The sequence below is a fragment of the Terrisporobacter petrolearius genome (assembly GCF_020748185.1).
GTDB classification, from domain to species: Bacteria; Bacillota; Clostridia; order Peptostreptococcales; family Peptostreptococcaceae; genus Terrisporobacter; species Terrisporobacter petrolearius.
In genome coordinates this window covers 1-21,870 of sequence record NZ_JAHZMO010000043.1, presented here as the reverse complement: position 1 = coordinate 21,870, position 21,870 = coordinate 1, and the positions used below count along the sequence as shown (strand labels likewise).

16 protein-coding genes are annotated in these 21,870 nt (G+C 29.4%); 14 read left to right on the top strand and 2 right to left on the bottom strand.

All coding sequences use genetic code 11. The annotated features are described in order from the left end of the window. The first annotated feature begins 40 nt into the window (after positions 1-40). Positions 41-2,545 (top strand): ABC transporter permease, encoded by a 2,505-nt coding sequence (locus tag K0040_RS16785; RefSeq protein WP_228109898.1) that lies wholly within the window; start codon positions 41-43, stop codon positions 2,543-2,545. 43 nt (positions 2,546-2,588) lie between these two features. Here K0040_RS16785 and K0040_RS16780 read toward each other — a convergent pair whose 3' ends face one another. Further along, positions 2,589-3,110 carry a DUF2812 domain-containing protein gene (locus K0040_RS16780; protein WP_228109897.1) on the bottom strand — a complete coding sequence of 174 codons (522 nt, stop codon included), beginning with the start codon at positions 3,108-3,110 and terminating at the stop codon, positions 2,589-2,591. A gap of 218 nt (positions 3,111-3,328) precedes the next feature. Here K0040_RS16780 and K0040_RS16775 point away from each other — a divergent pair, with 218 nt between their 5' ends. The 6 genes from K0040_RS16775 (at position 3,329) to K0040_RS16750 (ending at position 8,698) form a co-directional block, all read left to right on the top strand. After that, on the top strand, positions 3,329-3,631 hold the full coding sequence (locus K0040_RS16775) for a hypothetical protein (protein WP_228109896.1): 303 nt from the start codon (positions 3,329-3,331) through the stop codon (positions 3,629-3,631). Between the two features lie 554 nt (positions 3,632-4,185). After that, positions 4,186-4,725 (top strand): helix-turn-helix domain-containing protein, encoded by a 540-nt coding sequence (locus tag K0040_RS16770; protein WP_074920187.1) that lies wholly within the window; start codon positions 4,186-4,188, stop codon positions 4,723-4,725. A 217-nt stretch (positions 4,726-4,942) separates the two neighbouring features. Continuing rightward, entirely contained in the window at positions 4,943-6,007 is a 1,065-nt protein-coding gene (gene potA / locus K0040_RS16765) for a spermidine/putrescine ABC transporter ATP-binding protein (RefSeq protein WP_228109895.1), read from the top strand. Next, positions 5,997-6,845 (top strand): ABC transporter permease, encoded by an 849-nt coding sequence (locus K0040_RS16760; RefSeq protein WP_228109894.1) that lies wholly within the window; start codon positions 5,997-5,999, stop codon positions 6,843-6,845. The genes potA and K0040_RS16760 overlap by 11 nt, the downstream gene beginning before the upstream one ends. A gap of 98 nt (positions 6,846-6,943) precedes the next feature. Next, a complete protein-coding gene (locus K0040_RS16755; RefSeq protein WP_265588925.1) occupies positions 6,944-7,624 on the top strand; it encodes an ABC transporter permease in 681 nt (226 codons plus the stop codon). Between the two features lie 18 nt (positions 7,625-7,642). After that, positions 7,643-8,698 carry an ABC transporter substrate-binding protein gene (locus K0040_RS16750; RefSeq protein WP_228109893.1) on the top strand — a complete coding sequence of 352 codons (1,056 nt, stop codon included), beginning with the start codon at positions 7,643-7,645 and terminating at the stop codon, positions 8,696-8,698. Positions 8,699-8,791: 93 nt separating this feature from the next. Here K0040_RS16750 and K0040_RS16745 read toward each other — a convergent pair whose 3' ends face one another. After that, complete coding sequence (locus K0040_RS16745) at positions 8,792-9,553, bottom strand: SGNH/GDSL hydrolase family protein (RefSeq protein ID WP_228109892.1); 762 nt, start codon at positions 9,551-9,553, stop codon at positions 8,792-8,794. A gap of 135 nt (positions 9,554-9,688) precedes the next feature. Here K0040_RS16745 and K0040_RS16740 point away from each other — a divergent pair, with 135 nt between their 5' ends. The 7 genes from K0040_RS16740 to K0040_RS16710 all read left to right on the top strand — a co-directional run bounded on the left by K0040_RS16740 (position 9,689) and on the right by K0040_RS16710 (position 21,325). Continuing rightward, positions 9,689-10,441 carry a MurR/RpiR family transcriptional regulator gene (locus tag K0040_RS16740; RefSeq protein ID WP_228109891.1) on the top strand — a complete coding sequence of 251 codons (753 nt, stop codon included), beginning with the start codon at positions 9,689-9,691 and terminating at the stop codon, positions 10,439-10,441. A 94-nt stretch (positions 10,442-10,535) separates the two neighbouring features. Further along, positions 10,536-11,465: a 1-phosphofructokinase family hexose kinase gene (locus K0040_RS16735; RefSeq protein ID WP_228109890.1), complete on the top strand. Its 930-nt coding sequence runs from the start codon at positions 10,536-10,538 to the stop codon at positions 11,463-11,465. Between the two features lie 3 nt (positions 11,466-11,468). Further along, a complete protein-coding gene (locus K0040_RS16730; RefSeq protein WP_228109889.1) occupies positions 11,469-13,331 on the top strand; it encodes a fructose-specific PTS transporter subunit EIIC in 1,863 nt (620 codons plus the stop codon). A gap of 12 nt (positions 13,332-13,343) precedes the next feature. Continuing rightward, the gene (gene fba / locus K0040_RS16725; RefSeq protein ID WP_228109888.1) at positions 13,344-14,195 is read left to right on the top strand and encodes a class II fructose-1,6-bisphosphate aldolase; all 852 of its coding nucleotides are present in this window, start codon (positions 13,344-13,346) and stop codon (positions 14,193-14,195) included. A gap of 257 nt (positions 14,196-14,452) precedes the next feature. Then, the gene (locus tag K0040_RS16720; RefSeq protein ID WP_228109887.1) at positions 14,453-16,393 is read left to right on the top strand and encodes a [FeFe] hydrogenase, group A; all 1,941 of its coding nucleotides are present in this window, start codon (positions 14,453-14,455) and stop codon (positions 16,391-16,393) included. 135 nt (positions 16,394-16,528) lie between these two features. Next, entirely contained in the window at positions 16,529-17,422 is an 894-nt protein-coding gene (locus K0040_RS16715; protein WP_228109886.1) for a DUF4846 domain-containing protein, read from the top strand. A 252-nt stretch (positions 17,423-17,674) separates the two neighbouring features. Further along, a complete protein-coding gene (locus K0040_RS16710; protein WP_228109885.1) occupies positions 17,675-21,325 on the top strand; it encodes an Ig-like domain-containing protein in 3,651 nt (1,216 codons plus the stop codon). Positions 21,326-21,870: the final 545 nt, after the last annotated feature.

The following is a 21,870-nucleotide window of genomic DNA, read 5'->3' as shown; positions in this document are numbered from 1 at the left end:
TATAGCATGATGAATAGATAGAGGAAAAAGGGTGGAAGAGATGAAGTTCAAAAATAATAATAAAAATATAGTAAATAAGATAACAAAATCATCATTAAAATTTAACAGAGGTAGAAAAATATTTGTAGTCCTTGCTATAGTACTTACTACATTTATGACGTGCTCAATATTTACTATAGGAGTTAGTCTTGTAAATAATTATAATAGGATGAATATTAGAATAAGAGGAACAACATCAGATGCCATGTTGTCAAATCCTAAAAAAGAGCAAATTGAAGCTATAAAGAATTTGGGTTTAACCACATCAATTGGGGAAGAAATTTTAGTAGGCAATGTTATTAATCAAAAATTAGAAAAAGACAATAATAAAATATTTTTAAAATATTATGATAAAGAAAACTGGGAAAAACAAATTACACCTACAATAAGCAACGTAGAGGGAAACTATCCAATAAATGAAGATGAAGTTATGGTATCTACTAAAGCATTAGAGTTTTTAGGAAAAGAAGATGCGAAAATAGGAGAAAAAATTAAGCTAGAATATATAGATGAAAAAGGAAATAAAAGTAAGAAAGAGTTTATATTAAGTGGTAAATATAAGACTTATTCAGTTACTGAAAAAATAGGATACTTAGCACTATCAAAAGATTATATAAAAAATAATGATTTAAGTGTATGCCATGATGGTTCAATTACTATTAGTTTTAAATCTGGTAAAAAATATAATGCACAACAGATTTTGAAGTCTAAGATTAAATTAGATGATATGCAAGAATTTGATTACTATAACGATGTTGATGAAGATGGAAAAGAAGTAAAGAAAAATCTTATTATTGTTATGGCAACTATAGGGTTATTTGTAGCATTTAGTGGATATTTACTTATATACAATATAATGTACATATCTGTTAGTAAAGATATACATTTTTATGGATTAATAAAGACTATAGGTGCATCTCCAAAACAAATTAAGAAAATAGTAAATGGACAGGCGTTTAAACTTGCTATTATAGGTATTCCAATAGGACTGGCTTTAGGGGCAATGGTGTCGTTTGGAGTTGTACCTATGATTCTTGGAAGTTTTTATTCTGATGCTTATGCTAATGCAATGCCAGGAGACATATCCTTTAATCCCTTAATATTTATATCATCAACCATATTTTCAATACTAACAGTAAGTATCAGTTGTAGAAAACCAGCAAAAATAGCAAGTTCCATATCGCCAACAGAAGCACTTAAATATTCCATAGGAAATAAACAAAAGAAAAATAATAACAATGGTTATAGAAAAAGTACTAATGGTGGAAAAATTTATAAGATGGCGTATCACAACGTATTTAGAGATAAAAAACGTGCAACTTTAGTATTTTCATCTCTCTTTATGGGGATTATGACATATTTAAGTATTTATACTTTTACTAGTAGTTTAAGTGTGGAAAATTATATTGATACATATATAAGCAGTGATTTTAGAGTGCAAAATATTCAAGCTATAGACGAAAAAATGAACGACGATTTTATAAAAGAAGTAGAAAATATTAAAGGTGTGGAGTCAGTTAATAAATTTAAATTTTCTAATTTACAAAGTGATACAAATGAAATACCACGTTTATTGAGTAAATTTGTATATGATAAAGATGACATACAAGAAATAACGGATTTTCAAGGGAAAATGAAAATTGAAACACCTCTGTATCATAGGTCTTTTATAATTGGAGTGGATGATTTAGCAATAGAAAAATTTAGTGAAAGGAGTAATGTTAAAATTGATTTAGATAATTTTAAGTCAGGAAAAATTGCTTTAATAGATACTTTATCTTATTCAAAAGAAGAGAAAAATAACCTAGATAATACAATTACTTTAAAAGGTAAATATAGCAAGTCCTTGACTTTTAAGACGGTAAAATTTGAAAATGATTCTAATTTACTACCAGATATAGGGTTGCCTGTTATTTATATAAGTTCAACTCAGATTGAAAATTTAGATAAAAAAGCCGTTAATAGTATGTTGTATATAAACGTAGATAAAAAATATGAAGAAGAAATATATTCTAGGCTCAACGAAATGATAGACTCAGAGTATTTATTTGTAGAGTCAAGAGCACAACTAGTTAAGGAGTTTAGCAATAATGTGACAATCATGAATATTATATCTACTAGTATGTCTGCAATATTGATTTTGATAGGAGTGTTAAACTTTATCAATGTTATGGTTACAAGTATCAACACGAGACGAAAAGAATTAGCAATAATGGAAAGTATAGGAATGACAAAGAAACAAATTAAGAATATGTTAGTGTTTGAAGGAGGGTATTATGCAGGAATAACTACTTTTCTTGTATCAACTTTTGGAATGGCAATTATATTTGAAATAGCAAAAACAACTAAGAAAATTGCTAGTTATGCAAAATTTGTATTTCCTACATTACCTGTTATATGTTTACTAGTTTTTATATTTGTAATTTGTTTAATTTCTCCATTAGTTGTTTATAAATATTCCAGTCTAAAAAGTATTACAGAAAGGCTTAGAGAAATTGAAAAATAAATGAAAGTAAAAAAACAGATGAGTCCCAAGGAAACTTTAGGATTCATCTATTTTTTTTTAATTTTCGATATTTCATAAAAGTTGGTATATTTACAGTAAAAACTATTATGGCTATTAAAATTAACAACAATGCAAAAACTTTATCTGTAGATCCTATAGGAGAATATAAAATATTTAGTATTGAAAAACAAACTAAAAATATAAATGCAAAAAGCCTAAATAATAATATTCTTCTAAAATAATCAATCTTAGATTCCAAATTAGAAAACATACTGAATTTACCTAACATTTTTTTTCGTCTAAAAAATACCCAATTTCTATAGTCACATACATATTCAACGCCCCACTCATCTTCTAAGTAATTGAGAAAATCCTCTTGGTTAGGAGAAGAAGAAAGATTTTCAAATAATTCAAGAAAGTAATTATATTCACCAGGATTGCATTTTTCAAATTTATACTTACAAAAGTTCCAACTTTTTAAAGCGTAGCCCTTGGAACACATTATGTTTATCCATTTTTCTTTTTTTTCATATTCACCAAGTGCGAAAAATTTATAAATAATCATAAGAATCCTCCAATTAAAGTTTAAGAATAGTTAAATATGTTATATTAATATGATTTTTTTCATTTTATACAATAAGTATAGAACCATATTTAGGATATGTTAAGCACAAATGATTTAATTTCAAAATTAAATTAAAATAAAGACTTTTTACATATAATGATTTAAAATTGAAATATAGAATAAGAGTGGATAATTAATAAAGGAAGTGAGGTATTGTAATGATTTGTAAAGAATGTGGTGGAATGATTAAACATGAGGAAGAATACTGTAGAAAATGTGGAGCTTTAGTAATTAATTTTAAACAAAATGAAAACAAGAGTTTGAAAAATATATGTATAGAAAACAATGCAAGAGGTAAATGGCAAAGTTTTATAAATAAAATTGGCAATAAAGATACAAGAGATTATAAGGTGAAAGAAACTAATAAACACAATTTAAATATAAATGATTTAGGTAATTTAGTTAATAAATATAGTGAATCGGTAAAAAACATATTATCTGAAGATAATAATAAAAAATAAAATAAGCTAAAAAATAACTAATTAAAATTGAAAATGATTTAATTTATAAAAATAGAGAATAATAAACTAAAAGTATTGATAAAATAATCAATACTTTTTTTAAGTTCAAAAAGGACAAGATATTACAATTTACTTGGACAAATTGTTTAGAAAAAAATAAGAAAATTTAAATTTATATTAAATGAATTTATTATTAATATTAGTATATATCAACATTAAAAATCATATTAAATAAGAAAACAGTTAGACATACTAAACTTTTAAATAATTAATATAAACAATTGTAAAGATTGAAACAATATAAATAAGTTACCTACAGGCTTTTAAAGTTTTGTATGAGAGATAAAAAAATAAAAAAACTATTGAAAAATAGCTCGGAATTTTATATAATAGCTATTGTTGTTTAGAAATTATAAACTTAATGTTTACATATAATAACATGAAAAGTAAAAATTAAGTTCAATATACTAAATTAAAAATTTACTAATAATAAAAACAAAAGTCGACATAAAAGGATAAAAACAAATTTTATATAATAAAAGGGAGGTGTTGCTATGGATATAGGTGGAAAAATTAAACGTATGAGAATAGAAAAACAACTGACCCAGGAAGAATTGGCAAACAGATGCGAACTATCTAAGGGATTTATATCTCAGCTTGAAAACAATTTAACTTCACCCTCTATTGCAACCTTAATAGATATATTAGATATCTTGGGAACGAATTTAAGAGAGTTTTTCAATGAAATAAGTGATGAAAAAATCACCTTTACAAAGGATGATATGTTTGAAACAGAAGACGAGGATTTAAAATATACATTGAAATGGCTAGTTCCAAACTCACAAAAAAATGATATGGAACCTATAATAATAACTTTACAACCAGGTGGACAATATAAAGAAGATAAGCCACATGAAGGAGAAGAATTTGGATATGTTCTAGCAGGTTCAATATTCCTTCATCTAGGAGATAAGAAAAATAAAGTAAGAAAGGGCGAAAGTTTTTACTTTAAACCTAGAGCTAATCACTATATATCAAACCCAGGCAAAAAAGAAGCAAAAGTTGTTTGGGTAAGTACTCCGCCAATGTTTTAAGCAACGTATATATCTGAAGAGAAGCGAAGATATCTCGTTGGCGCATGAGTGAAGCAAATTTTAAGTAACGGAGTTGCCTGAAGCTATAGCGAAGACATCTCGTTGACGCTATGAGCGAAGCGAATTTTAAGTAACGGAGTTGTCTGAAGCGAAAGCAAAGACATCTCGTTGACGCTATGAGCGAAGCGAATTTTTAGAATAAAAGAGGTGTTTACATTTGAAACAAGAGAACATAATTGAATTAAAAAATATATCAAAAACATATGAAGACAATGAAGTATTAAAAGACCTTAATTTAGATATAAGAAAAAATGAATTTTTAACTTTACTAGGACCAAGTGGATGTGGAAAAACAACTACTTTAAAAATAATAGCTGGATTTGAATTTGCTGATGGTGGAAGTGTTTTATTCCAAGGTAAAGATGTAAATGAAATACCTCCATATGAAAGACCAGTAAATACAGTTTTTCAAAAATATGCTTTATTTCCTCATATGAATGTATATGAGAATATAGCTTTTGGATTAAAAATAAAAAAAATGGATCAAAAAACTATAAATGAAAAAGTTAAGAAAATGCTTAAATTAGTAGCGCTACCAGGATTTGAAGGTAGAAGTATTGATTCATTAAGTGGTGGTCAACAACAAAGGGTTGCCATAGCAAGAGCTTTAGTAAATGAGCCAAAGGTACTTTTACTAGACGAGCCTTTAGGAGCATTAGACTTAAAATTAAGACAAGAAATGCAAAGGGAACTTAAAAATATACAACAACAATTAGGAATAACATTTATATTTGTTACTCATGACCAAGAGGAAGCATTATCAATGTCAGATACTATTGTTGTTATGAATAAAGGTAAAATACAACAAATGGGAACACCTCAAGATATATACAATGAACCTGAAAATGCCTTTGTTGCTAGATTTATAGGTGAAAGTAATATAATGGATGGTGTAATGCACGAAGACTTTTTAGTTGAGTTTTGTGGAAAAAGTTTTGATTGTGTGGATAAAGGATTTAAAAAGGATGAGGAAATTCAAGTAGTAATCAGACCAGAAGATATAAAAATGGTTAAACCAGAAGATGGTATGTTAAGAGGAGAAGTTACTTCTTGTGTATTCAAAGGAGTTCATTATGAAATGACAGTTAAATCTAGTGGATTAACTTGGTTACTTCATAATACTAAATCAGCAGAAGTTGGAAGTGACTTAGGTTTAGATATTTATCCAGAAGACATACATATCATGAGAAAAATAGGGGATGATGAGTCCGATGAACAATAAAAATAAGTTAGGCTTAAAAATATCTTCTCCATATATAATCTGGAGTGGATTATTCATTGTAATTCCTTTATTCTTAATTGTATTCTTTGCTTTTACAAAAAGTACCAATGAAGGGTACACTTTCACTTTACAATATTTTGAAGAACTAATGCAACCTATGTATTTTAGAATATTTTTTAGGTCAATTAAACTAGCAGTATTATCAACAATATTATGTTTATTAATAGGATATCCAACTGCTTATATAATATCTAAAACAAAAGCAAGCAGACAAAATACATTGCTTATGCTTGCAATAATTCCTATGTGGATGAACTTCTTACTTAGAACTTATGCATGGTCAGCAATTCTAGGAAGAAACGGAATATTAAACACAATAATTACAGGGTTAGGATTTAGTTCTGTTAATATACTTTATACAGATACAGCGGTAATGCTAGGTATGGTTTACAACTTCTTACCGTTTATGATACTGCCAATATATACAATCTTATCCAAAATGGATCAAGATTTAATAAATGCAGCTAAAGATTTAGGTGCTAACGGAAGACAAGTGTTTACAAAAGTAATATTACCACTGAGTATGCCTGGCGTAGCGTCAGGAATAACAATGGTATTTATGCCAGCAGTATCTACCTTTGTAATTTCAAAATTACTAGGTGGTGGACAATTCATGTTAATTGGTAACTTAATAGAACAACAATTTATGTCAGTTGGTGACTGGCATTTTGGTTCAGCAATATCAATCTTCATGATGATAGTCATTTTAATTTCAATGGCAATACTTAATAAATTTAGTGACGAATCAGATAAGGAAGGCGGTGGATTACTATTATAAAGAAATTCACATCAAATATATATTTAACTCTTGTGTATGTATTTTTATATGCACCAATAATATCACTAGCAGTGTTTTCATTTAATGATTCTAAATCCATGGCAAAATGGAATGGATTCTCCCTTAGATGGTATCAAGAATTATTACAAAATGAAAGAATACTAGATGCACTTTATTACACAATTTTTATTGCTGTAGTAGCATCAGTAATAGCAACTATAGTAGGAACAATTACCGCTATAGGAATTCACAAAATTAGACAAGGAAAAGTAAGAGGTTTACTTTTAAATATAAACTATTTGCCAGTATTAAACCCTGATATAGTAACAGGGGTGGCATTAATGTCACTATTTGTCTTTATAAGATTAGAGTTTGGTTTTACTACAATGTTATTAGCACATATAGTATTTGATATACCTTATGTGATTTTATCAGTACTTCCAAAATTAAAACAATTACCAGCTAATATAGAAGATGCTGCAATGGATTTGGGTGCTACTCCTTGGTATGCTCTTAGAAAAGTTGTTCTTCCTCAAATTAAGCCAGGTATAATATCAGGTTTACTTATAGCATTTACCATGTCTATAGATGACTTTGTAATAAGTTTCTTTACAACAGGAAATGGTGTAACAAACTTGGCAATAGAGGTTTACTCAATGACAAGAAGAGGATTAACTCCTGAAATAAATGCCTTATCAACATTAATGTTTGCTGCTGTTTTAATATTATTGATTTTATCAAATATAACGGCAAACAAAAAGGCATCACAAAGATCATAATTAAAGGGAGGACATAAAATGAAACTTAAAAAAATAATTTCAATAGCTTTAACAGTAGTAATGTCATCCGCTTTATTAGTAGGTTGTGGTCAATCTAAAAAATCTGCTGAAGTTTTAAACATATATAATGTAGGTGATTATATTGATACAGATTTAATAACAAAGTTTCAAGAAGAGACAGGAATTACTGTTGTATATGAAACTTACGACACTAATGAAGCTATGTATCAAAAACTTAAAAGTGGAAGTACTAAATATGATTTAATATTCCCATCAGACTATATGGTGGAAAAACTAATGGCAGAAGATTTAGTATCACCAATAGATTATTCAAAGATACCTAATTACAAATATATAATGGATGATTTCAGAGATCCTGCTTATGATCCAGGAAATAAGTTTTCAGTTCCTTATATGTGGGGTACTTTTGGGATATTATATAACAAAACTATGGTAGATGAAAAAGATGTTAAAAGTTGGGATGTACTTTGGAATTCTAAGTATAAAGGTGAGATCCAAATGTTAGACTCAGTTAGAGATACAATGGGAATATCTCTAATAAGACTTGGACATTCAATTAATACACATAAAACTTCAGAAATAGAAGCAGCTAAGAAGGAGCTAATAAAACAACTACCTCTTGTGCAAGCTTATGTAAATGATGATGGAAAAGATAGACTTATAGTTGGAGATGCAGCTATGGGTATAGTATATAATGGAGATGCATTAGTTTTAATGGACGAAAATCCTGACTTAGCTTATTCTGTTCCTAAGGAAGGGACTAATAGATGGGTTGATGCTATGTGTGTTCCTAAAATAGCAGAAAATAAGGATTATGCAGAAAAATTTATAAACTTTATGCTAGACCCAGAGAATGCTCTTCAAAATGTAGAATATATAGAGTATTCAACACCAAACCAAGGCGCTTATGATCTTTTAGAGGATGAAACTAAAAAAGATTCAACTGCTTATCCAGATGAAAAAATATTAGATAAGTCAGAAGTGTTCTTAAATTTACCACCAGACGTACAAAAAAAATATGAAGATGCTTGGACGGAAATAAAATCACAATAGTTTATGATTATAGAGCTAACACTTATAAGATATAAAGTCTTACAAGTGTTAGCTATTTTTATTTTTAAGCAACGGATATATAGGAAGTGAAACTTAGTTTGATTTATTAATAGCTGATACAATATTTTTATAAAAAGTTTCTTGTTTATTTCCAGCTATATGAAGACCATCACGAGTAAATTTCAAATATCCATCTTTAGTAATTAGATTATGCGTTGCATTTATATAATAAACATTATCATAACGGTCACAATATTTTTTAGTAGCTTTGTTATTATTTTTTATGGATTTATTAAAGGATTTTGGGTTTGCATTTGAAAATTTTTTTCCAACAGGGAAAACTTCTTGAACATATATGGTTTTATTTTCATATTTTTTTGCTAAGGATGAAATAAGTTTTTCTTTGTTTGGAATATTATTAGAATATGTAGCGCCATTAACGCCAATTAATAAAACCACACCTTTAATATCATCGTTTTTAGGTAAATCACTAAAGTTGTCTATCCAATAATCAGGTTGAACACCTTCTACAGCTTTTATAATAGCATTTGGATTATGTTTTTTTATAGTATCCTTAAGTAGCACAGTATAAGAATCACCTAAAAATAAGTAACCATCCAGATCAATTTTTTGGGGAACTTTTTTAGGTTGCTCCGATACTACATATTCCATGTCATCAATATCAGTATTATTAGATAAAACTGTCCAATTTGTTTTAGATATGCTGACACAATTACTTATCTCAGGAAAGATAATTATACTTAAAACTAATATAGCTATTATTGCAAATGAAGAAATTATAATAAAACTTTTTTTCTTTTTTTGTTGAAGTTTATGTTTATTTAATCTACTCAACTTTATCTACCCCCTTTTGCTTTACTTTACTAATATATTAATTATAATATACTTTATAAGTATTAAAGCAAAAATGAAGAAGTTTTTTAATCGTATGCTATAATAAAAAATATTTATGGTGAGGAGGTAAGTCCTATGCTAATAGAATTAAATAAGGAAATAATGCAAAGTCTTACAAAGACAGAAAGTGAAATTATAAAATTTATAAATGATAATGAAGAAAGAATGTCAGAGTTATCCATTGTAGATATTGCTTTTGATACTTATTCATCACCTGCTACTGTTTCTAGAGCAATTAGAAAATGTGGAGTAAATGGATTCAATGAACTTAGATATAGAATTACATCTAAAAATAATGATGATGAAATTCAGAACATGGGAGAAATTATCAACAAATCTTTTGTGGAAGCTAGACAGGTTGTTGATAGAATATCTGTTACAAATGTATTAAATATTATAAATTGCTTAGCAAATGCTAAGAGAATTTATGTATTGGCGAGAGGCCTTACTGAGTATGTAGGACAAGAATTTACTCTAAAACTTCAACTATTAGGATGTAATGCCATTTTCATAGATGATCCTAATATTATGCAAATAAAAACTAAAAGTTTAAACTCTGATGAAGTGGTTTTCATATTTTCATTAAATGGAGAAACTAGTGAACTTATAGAATCTGCAAAGAATACAAACTTATGTGGAGCAAAAGTTATAACATGTTGTTGTAGTGAAAATTCGCCACTTTTAGAACACTCACATTACAATTTAGTAGGATTTAAGCATAATCACGTCTCTATTAAAAAGTTTGAAGTATCTTCTAGAGTTTCATTGTTTATGATGTCTAGAATTATAATTGATTATATGGCTGCAAATATAGAATTAGAAAAATAATGAAAAGGGAATGAAAAATATTTTCATATTATGAAAAGATTTTCATTCCCTTTTTTTATATAATCAACTTATAAGATAGAGGGAGGAAAGATGAATGATTTACACTTTAACTACAAATCCTGCCATAGACATGAATATTTGTACTAACTCAATAGAAAGAAAAATTGTAAATAGAACCCATGATGCTGTGTACTCGGCAAATGGAAAGGGATTAAATGTAAGTTTTGTACTTAAACATTTTGGAGTAGATTCCAAGGTACTTGGATTCTTTGGTGGATTCTCAGGAAAATATATAATTGAAGAAACTAAAAAGAAAAATATAGAAATATTTCCAGTAGAAGTAGAAGATACAACAAGAATAAATATTTTTCTTAATGATGGTGAAGGAGAATTTAAATTTGTTAACTCTGGTTCTTTTGTTGAAAAGCAAAAACAAGAACAAATGTTACAGATGATAGAAAGCTTTGATGATCTTGAGTATTTATCCATAAGTGGAAGTCTTCCACCAGGAATAGACCCTTCATATTATGAAGAAATACTAAAGATTTGTGAGAAAAGAAATATAAAGGTAATTTTAGACATTAGTTCACCAAAACTAAAATGTCTATTAAAATATAAACCATTTTTAATTAAACCAAATGATGAAGAAATAGAAGGTATTTTTGGAATTATTGTTAGAGATGAAGAAGATATAAAAGACGTTGTGAAATATTTACATGAACAAGGAGCTCAAAATATTTTCTTAACTCTAGGTGAAAAAGGGTCTTATTTTTATAATGGAAAAAATATCTACTATGCAAGTGCTCACGAAGTAAAGCTTTTAAGTTCCGCTTGTGCAGGAGATTCGGCATTGGCAGGATTTTTAAGTATTTGGCTTGATGATATTAACAATGAAAAAAATATTGAAAAAGCTCTAAAAAGAGCATCAGCAACAGGTGCCAATGTGGCAGAAAGTAATGCCATTGGTGATTTAAAAAAGGTTGAAGAATATATGAATGAAATTAAAATCAGGAGGGTGGAATAATCTATGAGTAAAAAGATATTAGCAGTTACAGGTTGCCCAACAGGAATTGCTCATACTTTTATGGCTGAAAAAGCCTTAAAGTTAGCAGCGTTAGAGTTAGGCTGTGAAATAAAAGTAGAAACAAATGGAGCAATAGGCGTTGAAAATGCTTTAACAGCAAGAGAAATAGAACAAGCAGACGCAATAATAGTGGCTTGTGATAAAAATGTTGATATGGACAGATTTAATGGAAAGCCAGTAATAGAAGTATCTGTAAGTGAAGGAATAAACAAAGCAGAAGAATTAATACAAAGATGTTTAGATAATAAAGCTCCTATAAGAAAAGGAGATATGAGAAGAAACAATGAAGCTGAGGAAAAGGTTTCTATTGGTCATCAAATTTATAAACATTTAATGAATGGAGTATCTCACATGCTTCCACTAGTTGTAGCTGGTGGTGTACTTACTGCAATATCATTCTTATGGGGTATATTCTCATTTGACCCAAATTCACAACAATACAATGTAATAGCGGCAACAATAAAATCTATTGGTGGATTCTCAATGGGTCTTATGGTTCCAGTGCTTACAGCTTTCATAGCTCAATCAATATCAGGAAGACCAGGAATGCTTGCAGGTTTTGTTGCAGGTATGATGGCAAATGATAACGGTTCTGGATTTATTGGTGGTATAATCGGTGGTTTCTTCGCAGGTTATTTCACATTATTAATAGTTAATAGTTTAAGAAAACTTCCTAGACAACTAGAAGGTTTGAAATCAATATTTATAGTACCAATAATAACTGTATTTGCTTCTGGATTATTGATGATAGCTTTAGGTGGACCTTGTGCATCTCTTAATAAAAGTATGATGACATTCTTAGCAGGAATGCAAGAATCAAGCCCAATAGTACTTGGATTAGTAATAGGATGTATGTCAGCATTTGATATGGGTGGTCCAGTAAACAAAGCAGCTTATGTTACAGGTACCATGTTACTTGCTCAAGGTAACTACTTATTTATGGCTGGAGTATCTGCAGCATGTATAACTCCTCCACTTGTAATAGCCCTTGCTGCAACATTCAAAAAAGACAGATTTACAAATGATGATCGTACAGCTGGTTTATTAAACTATGTGCTTGGATTTACTCATATAACAGAAGGTGCAATACCATTTGCAGCTAAAAATCCATTAAAAGTTATACCAGTATTAATGATAGGTTCGTCTATATCAGCAATATTAACTTATATGATGAAAATAGAAGTTCCAGCTCCTCACGGTGGATTCTTAATACTAGGATTAGTAAACAAACCAATGATGTGGGTATCTTGTATATTAGCAGGTTCTGCAGTAGGTGCTTTGCTTTATGTATTAGTTACACCAAAAGTAGAAGTTAAAAAGGATAATAAAATAAAAGAAGCTGTAAATAACAAAGGAATAGATAAAGTTGTTGCATCTTTATACAATGAAAATACTGTAGCTTTAGAATTAAAAGGTAATACAAAAGAAGAAGTTTTAAGAGAAATGACTGATTTATTATACAAAGATGGTGTTTTAACAAACAAAGAAGAATTCTTAGTTGAAATAAAGAAAAGAGAACAAAGTGGATCAACTGGATTTGGTAATGGTGTGGCAATACCTCATGCTAAAACTAAATCAGTAGTAAAACCAAGAGTTGCAGTGGGAATATCTAAAAAAGGTTTTGAATTTGATTCGCTAGACAAAAAACCAGTACACTTAATATTTATGATAGCAGCAGGAGAAGGAGATAATGACTTACATTTAAGAACTTTATCTTCATTAGCTCAAAACTTGATGGAAAAAGAATATGTGGATCAAATATTAGCAAGTAAGGACGCAAAAGAAATAGTTAGTTTATTGGCATAAAGGAGAGAAAAAATGGCTTTAGTTACTACAAAAAAAATGTTATTAGATGCTCAAAAAAATGGATATGCAGTAGGAGCATTTAATGTGGAAAATATGGAAATGGTAATGGCAGTTGTAAGTGCAGCGGAAGAAACAAAATCTCCAGTTATAATGCAAACAACTCCATCAACAGTAAAATATGCTGACTTTGATTACTTTTATGCAAATGTAAAAGTAGCAGCACAGAAAGCAAATGTTCCAGTGGCAATACATTTGGACCATGGAAATAGCTTTGAATTGGCAATGAAAGCTTATAGAACAGGGTATACATCAATAATGATAGATGGATCTCATAGTAGTTTTGAAGAAAATATAGCTTTAACAAAATCAGTAGTAGATGTTTGTAAAAATGGAAATGTTCCAGTAGAAGCTGAACTTGGAAAAGTTGGTGGAAAAGAAGACGACTTAGACGGTGGAGATGGAGGATACACAGACCCTCTAGAAGCAAGAGAGTTTGTCCGAAGAACAGGAGCAGATTCTCTAGCAATTTCTATAGGAACAGCTCATGGAGTGTATAAGGGAGAACCTAAGTTAGATTTAAATAGATTGTCACAAATAAGAGAAGTAGTAGATATTCCTCTAGTACTTCATGGCACATCTGGAGTACCTGATGAGATAGTTACAGAGTGTGTAAACAGAGGAATTTGTAAAGTAAACTATGCAACAGATCTAAGAATAGCATTTACCAAGGGAGTAAAAAAGGTATTAGAAGAAAATTCTGATACAATAGATCCTAAAAAATACAACTCTCAAGGTAGAGAAGAAGTAAAAGAATATGTTAAGTCAAAAATGATAGTTGTAAAAAGTGCAGGACAAGCTAATTAATAATATTTAAGTTTATATAAATGCTGATGTAAATAAGAACAGAACTTTTTATTTACATTGGCATTTTTTATTTAGATACATAAATGCATAAAAAGTATAAAGTTGGCCATATTAAGTATTTTATTTAAACATGTCTAATAAGTCTATAAATACATAATCTTCCAAAAATTTTGGAGGCAATTGTAAAAAATATTTTTTGAGTATATAATGTGGGAAAGTGGCATAATTTAAGCATAAGTGTAAAAGGAGTGGATTATATGACAAATACTAAGCCAACTATGTTACATAGTAATAGAGGTTCTGTTTTTTCTGTATTTAGTGAAGATGAATTAAAAAACATGACCCAAAACAGCGCAAGAAAAGTGGCTATATGTGGAAGAGTAAAAAACAGTGGGATTGTTGATGTTCCAGAAGGTGCCACACTTTCAGATATTATTGAATTAGCTGGGGGTATATTAAATAAAAAAGATTTCAAAGGTGCCCATATTGGAGTTCCACCATATGGAAGATTTTTATGTAAAAAAGATTTAGATAAAGAATTAGATTTTGCACTATTTGATAACTATATTAGAGCAATCAATGTATTATCCGAAGAAGATTGTATAGTTCAATATTCCAAATTCTATATGGATTCTGTAATAGGGTCAATGCAAAATGGAAAATCATTAGAGGATTACGCTAAAGTAAAAGAACAAATTGAAAGAGTTTGTAAAATTTTAGATAGAATAAGTAAGGGAAAATCAAATATGCGTGACGTTTACTTACTTAGAACTATAGCAGAACAAATAAAAGAAGATTTAAATCAAGAACACAATATTATGGAAGAAATTTTACAAAATTTCTACGATGAAATTAGTGAACATATAGAAGAAGACAAATGCTACACTCTGCAATGTAATAACTTAATAAAACTTACTATTACTGATAAATGTATAGGATGTGGAGCTTGTAAAAGAGTATGTCCAGTAGACTGTATAGCAGGTGAGCGTAAGCAACAACATAAAATAGACTATAATAGATGTACTCATTGTGGTAGATGTGTATCAACATGCCCAGTGGATGCAATTACAGCTGGGGACAACACTTTAAAATTTATAAGAGACTTATCTACTCCTAATAAACTTGTAATTACACAAATGGCACCTGCAATAAGAGTTACCATAGGTGAAGCTTTTGGTTTTGAACCAGGAGATAATGTGGAGAAAAAACTTGCAGCAGGTCTTAGAAAATTAGGTGTAGACTATGTATTTGATACAAACTGGGCAGCTGACTTAACAATTATGGAAGAAGCTGCAGAACTTCAAGATAGATTAGAAAGACATTTTGCAGGAGATGAAAGTGTAAAATTACCAATGCTAACATCATGCTGTCCAGCATGGGTAAAATTTATAGAGCAAAACTATGGTGATATGCTAGACGTACCATCAACGGCAAAATCTCCCATGCAAATGTTCGCAACAGTAGCTAAAGATATTTGGGCAAAAGAAAAAGGCCTTAAAAGAAGTGAAGTAACATCTGTTGCTATAATGCCTTGTATAGCAAAAAAATACGAAGCATCTAGACCAGAATTTTCTCGTGGTTTAAACTACGATGTTGACTATGTAATAACTACAAGAGAATTAATAAAAATATTCCAAGATTCAAAAATAGATTTAAAAGAGCTTGAAGATGAAGAAATAGACCAAATACTTGGTGAATACACAGGTGCAGGTGTAATATTTGGTAGAACTGGTGGAGTTATAGAATCAGCTCTTAGAACTGCTCTTGAAAATATGACAGGAGAACAAATTCAAAATGTAGAATTCCACTCACTTAGAGGATTTGATGGATTTAGATCATGTGATGTGGAAGTTGGAGATATTAAACTTAGAATAGGTGTAGCTCACGGATTAGAAGAAGCAGGAAAAATGCTTGATAAAATAAGAAGTGGAGAAGAATTTTTCCACGCGATAGAAATCATGGCTTGTCCTGGTGGTTGTGTTGGTGGTGGTGGCCAACCTAAAGTTAGAAAAAACAGAGATGAAATTTTACAAAAACGTGGAGAAGGACTAAATAACATAGATAGAAGTAAAGACATGAGGGTTTCTAAGGAAAATCCAGCGGTACAAGCTATTTATGACAAGTATTTAGATTATCCACTTAGTCATAAAGCACATGAATTACTGCATACTAGATACTTTGTAAGAAGAAAAAAATAAAATTATAAATATAAGATAGGGTATTTAATATCCTATCTTTTTTACTTGCTAGGATATTAATTGACAAAAATTAGGCTAATTTAAGAGATTGTGATATTATATATGGGAAATAATTACAATTATGAGGAGGGGTTTATGAAAAAATCATTACGAATTATTTTATTAGTAATATTAGTTATATTATTAATTGGTCTACCTTTATTATGGAAAAATATATCACAAACAAGTCAAACATCAGAAAACAAAACATCTAGTAAAGATACATCAACTTACAATTATATTAATAAAGATGGTAAAACCTTAGAAAGTAGAATTAATACTCCAGAAGGCTTTACTCGAATTTCATCTGATAAAAATAGTATGGGAGAATTTTTACGTCAATATCCATTAAAAGAAGATGGTTCACCTGTATTACTTTACAACGGTAAAGAAAAGGCTAATCAAAGTGCTCATACAGCTGTGTTTGATATGCATCTTGGGGATAGAAATTTACAACAATGTGCCGACTCTGTAATTAGAGTATATGCAGAATATTTTTATGAACAGAAACAGTTTGATAAAATCAAATTTCACTTTGTAGATGGTTTTTTATGTGATTATGAAAAATGGAGAAATGGATACAGAGTTAAGACTAATGGAAATAGCTCATCATGGGTAAAAACAAGTAAATTTAACGATTCCAAAGAATCTTTTGAAAGTTATCTTAATATGGTTTTTGCTTATGCAAGTACCTTATCTCTTGAAGAAGAATCGAAAAAAATCAAATTGGATGAAATGCAAATAGGGGATATTTTTATTACTGGAGGAAGCCCAGGCCATGTAGTAATAGTTGTTGATATGTGTGAAAACGATAAAGGAGAAAAGGGATTTTTATTAGCCCAAGGATATATGCCTGCTCAAGAGTTCCATATATTAAAAAGTAATAGAGGAGACAATAATCCTTGGTATTATGTGTCTGATATTAAATATCCATTTAAAACTCCTGGATATACTTTTGAAAAAGAATGTTTTAGACGATTAGATTATTAAAAAATAAATAATGAAAAAATAGTCCATCTATAAATTTAGGTGGACTATTTTTTTATATGTTAGGAAATAAAATAGTTCCATTTACGCTGTTAATAAGCTCTGGAATTGAGTTATATAAACTCATTTAAAAAGTTGTAATAAAGTAGTAGTTTATTAGTATTACTACTCTAGTGCTACTCCAAAATCATACTGAATAGACATGAAAATACAATTACAATTAAATAGTAACAAAATAGTAGAAGGGGGATAAATATGAAGAGGGTATTTAAAAGTTTTATATCAGTATTAACAGCACTAATACTTACAATTTCAGCATGTTTTATAAAAGTACCTACTGCCTATGCAGATGAAAAGAAGCCTGTAGGACAGGTTACAGTAAGCATGGAAAAATTCACTCTAGGCCTTGGTTATATTATTGAACCAGTTTTGGTGCCTATATATGAAGGTGATACAGGAGCAACTGTAATAACTAGGATGATGGACAAAAATTTGGGAAAAGGTAGCTATGAATATACAGGAAGTATAGGTGATCAATCAGGAGTAGTAGGACAATCATTCTACCTAGCAAGTGTCAAAGATAAAGATCATAGAGATGCTAAAATACCAGAATATATTCTTAAAGAAAGTGATGAACCATATGGAAGAAATAGAGAAGACTGGTTAGGGGAGTTTGACTATACTTCTATGTCAGGATGGATGTATGCCGTTAACAATTGGTTTCCAAACTACGGAGCTGGACAATATAAGCTAAAAGATGGAGATGTAATGAGATGGCAATTTACAACTTGGGGATATGGTAGTGATTTAGGGTCAACATTTATGGGTGGAGGAGACGCACTAGTAAATCCACCAGTAAAAGACAAGTTAACTATAGCGATAGCAACAGTTAATAGCTCAGAAGAAAAAGAAAAATTACTTCAAAATAAAGAAGTAAAAAAAGCATATGATGAGGCTATGAAAGTGCTTCAAGATATGGAAACTACTGAAGCAAAAGTAAAATCTGCAACTGAAAACTTGCAATCTAGTATAAAAAAATATGAAAACGATAAAATAAACAAATCTGTTTCTAATGCAATAAAAGAAACAGGTGCTTATTTATTAAAAACTGTACCAGAAGCTGGATTTGGAACATTCAGCGGAGAGTGGACTGTTTTAGGTTTAGCTAGAGGTGGAATAGAAGTACCAAATGGATACAATGAAAAATACGTAGATAATGTGAAAAAGGTTGTAGCTGATAAAAAAGGTGTACTTCATAAAGTTAAATATACTGAGTATTCTAGGCTTATATTAGGACTTTCTTCAATAGGATTAGATGGTACTGATGTGAGTGGATATAGTATGATAGCACCACTTGGAGATTTTAATGGAGTTAAAAGACAAGGGATAAATGGACCTATATTTGCTCTTATAGCGCTAGATTCTAGAGGATATGAAATACCAAAAGCACCAGAAGGAAAAGTTCAAACTACAAGAGAAATGCTAATAGATTATATATTAGGCAAAGAAATAACTCAAAAATCAGGAGAATTTGGGGGATGGGCATTAAGTGGTAGTACACCAGATCCAGATATAACAGCTATGTCTATTCAATCTTTAGCACCATACTATAACACTAATGAAAAAGTAAAATCTGCAGTAGATAGAGGGTTAACTCAACTTTCAAAATTACAATTAGACAACGGAGCTTATAATAGCTGGGGAACATTAAATAGTGAATCTACAGCTCAAGTTATAGTAGCTCTTACAGCCCTTGGAATAAATCCACTAGAAGATGAAAGATTTATAAAAGTGAATAGTAAAACAGGAAAAGAAAGTAATTTATTAAGTGGAATAATGCAATTTTACAGTGAAGGTGGAGGATTTAAGCACGTACTAAATATGAATACAGATGCTATGGCAACAGACCAAGGAATGTATGCCTTAGTTGCTTATGAAAGATTTTTAGATGGGAAATCTTCACTATATGATATGCAAGATCAAATTAATTATACATTAGATAATGTAGAGTTATATGATGATGAAACAAAACAATTAAAAGTTAAAGGGGCTCCAGGCTGTTCATTAGGTAAAATAACTTGGTCAGTGGGCGACAAAGATGTAGCTACAATATCAGAAGAGGGGATATTAACAGCTAAAAAATCAGGAACTACAAAAGTAAATGCAAAAATAGGAAGTAAAACAATAACAGCAACAGTAACTGTAAAGAAAAACCCTGCTAAAATAGTAATGGAAAAAATAGATGCTTTAGGTGAAATTACTTTAGAAAAAAAAGAAAAAGTAAAAGAAGCTAGAAAAGCTTATGAAGGTTTAGGTGATGAATTTAAACAAAAAGTTACTAATATAAATATATTAATTAATGCTGAAAAAACAATAGTTGCAATTAAAGAAGAAAATCAAAAAGTAGTAGATGAATTTGTTTCAAAAGTTAATGAAATTGATTTATCAGGAGGATTTTCACAAGAAGCAAAAGGTTATGTTTTGGGATTAAAAGAAATATATGATAATTTAGATAAAGATAAAAAAGCCTTAGTACCTGAAACTAAATTAGATAAATTAAATAACTCTTTAAGTAAAATTGATAAATTAGAGGTTGAAAATCTTATATCTATATTAGATAGTATACAAAGACCTGCAACTGAAGATGATTTAGATAAAGTAACTGGATTTTTAGCAGCATATGATGCTATGAGTGATTCTCAAAAATCTAAAGAAGAAGTAAAAAATGCAAAAGCTAAGATAGATGAAATATTATTAGAAATTGATGAAGAAAAAGCCTATGAACAAATGGCAAAAGAACTTGCATCAGATGTTAAAAAGCTTAAAACACCAATAGATAAAAAAGAATTAGAAACTGCTAAATCTTTAGTTAAAAGACATAAAGAGCTAAATGATAGAGCGAAGTTATATTTTATTGAAGATAAAGAAGCAGTGGCAAATTTAGATAAAATAAAAGTAAATATAGAGCAAATAGCTACAGCAGATAAATTTGATAACTCTATAAGAGATTATGTGGTAGACAATATTAACAGTAAAGAAAAACTGAAATCAGCTAAAAGCAAACTAGATACATATAACAAATTAAGTGATGAAGTAAAATCATATGTAATAGAAAAAGAAAAAGTTGAGTCATTAAAAGCTGCCATATCTAAAGCAGAAGAAAATTTAGCAAAAGCTAAAGAAGTTGAGGATTTAATAAATGTATTACCAAAAAAAATAACTGAACCTGACTATGAAGCTGTTTTATCAGTAAAAGAAAAATACCATGAATTAACAGATGATCAAAAATGTTTTGTAGAAAATATTGAAAAATTAAATCATGCATTAAGTCAAATACTAAAAAAATTTGAAAAAGAGTTAAAAGTAAATGATATAAAATCTACAGACCAAGTAGTAACAGGCAAAGGTGAAGCTGGAGCTAATATAGAAATCTATGTTGATAAAACATTAGTAGGAAATGGACCAGTAAATGAAGATGGAACTTTTGAAGTAAAAATACCTGAATTAAAAGAAGATAAAACAGTATCTATTAAAATGACAAAAGAAGGATATGAAATTTTAGAAGTAACAAAAACAGTTGTAAATGGTAATGACCAAGCAAATCCTGGAGATGGAGATCAAGGTAATAATAATGATAATGATCAAGGCCAAGGTGTAGATGATGATCAAAAATCAGATTCGGAGGATAATCAAGGTGCAGATAATGACCCAAATATAGATAATGACCAACATGTAGATGATGGTCAAAATCAAGAGGTGAATGAAAATAATGACAATTTAAATGGGAATTCTTCTGGAAGTGGAAGTAATGTACAAACAGGAGACCCTTCATCAGTTGGTTATTTGGCAATGGGAATATTAGCAGCAGGAGGATTATTCTTTATTAGAAAAAATAAAAATAACTAGAAGTTAATATGATTAAGAAATAAGCCGAAACAGAAAATTATGTTTCGGCTTTTTTTACATATAAGGAAACTATAGTTCAATTTACGCTGTTGATAAACTCTGTAATTAAGTTATATCAACTCATTTAGGAAATGTAAAAAATGTATTTTTGAGCAAGGTCGTTGCCTAAAATTTCATAGCGTCCACGCAGTGGCTTAAAGCGATAGCAAAATGATTCGCCAACACGTTGCTCAAAGGCATCTCGTTGGCGAAATGAGCGAAGCGAATTTTTTATAAAATTAAAAAAAGTTCTTGACCAATATTTATTATGATGATATAGTTATACATGTCCTCAATGAGAGGAAAACACCAAAGAAAAACAGAAAAAAAGGTGTTGACATAAAATTTTAAATTTGTTAAACTTAAAAAGTCGAAACAAAAAGAACTTTGAAAATTAAACAGTAGGTTAACAATAAATTAATTCTTAAAGAATTAAACTGAAACAACAAACAAACCAAGCCAGATATTCAGATAATGATTAGTCTGAGCGATGGACAACTTTTGAG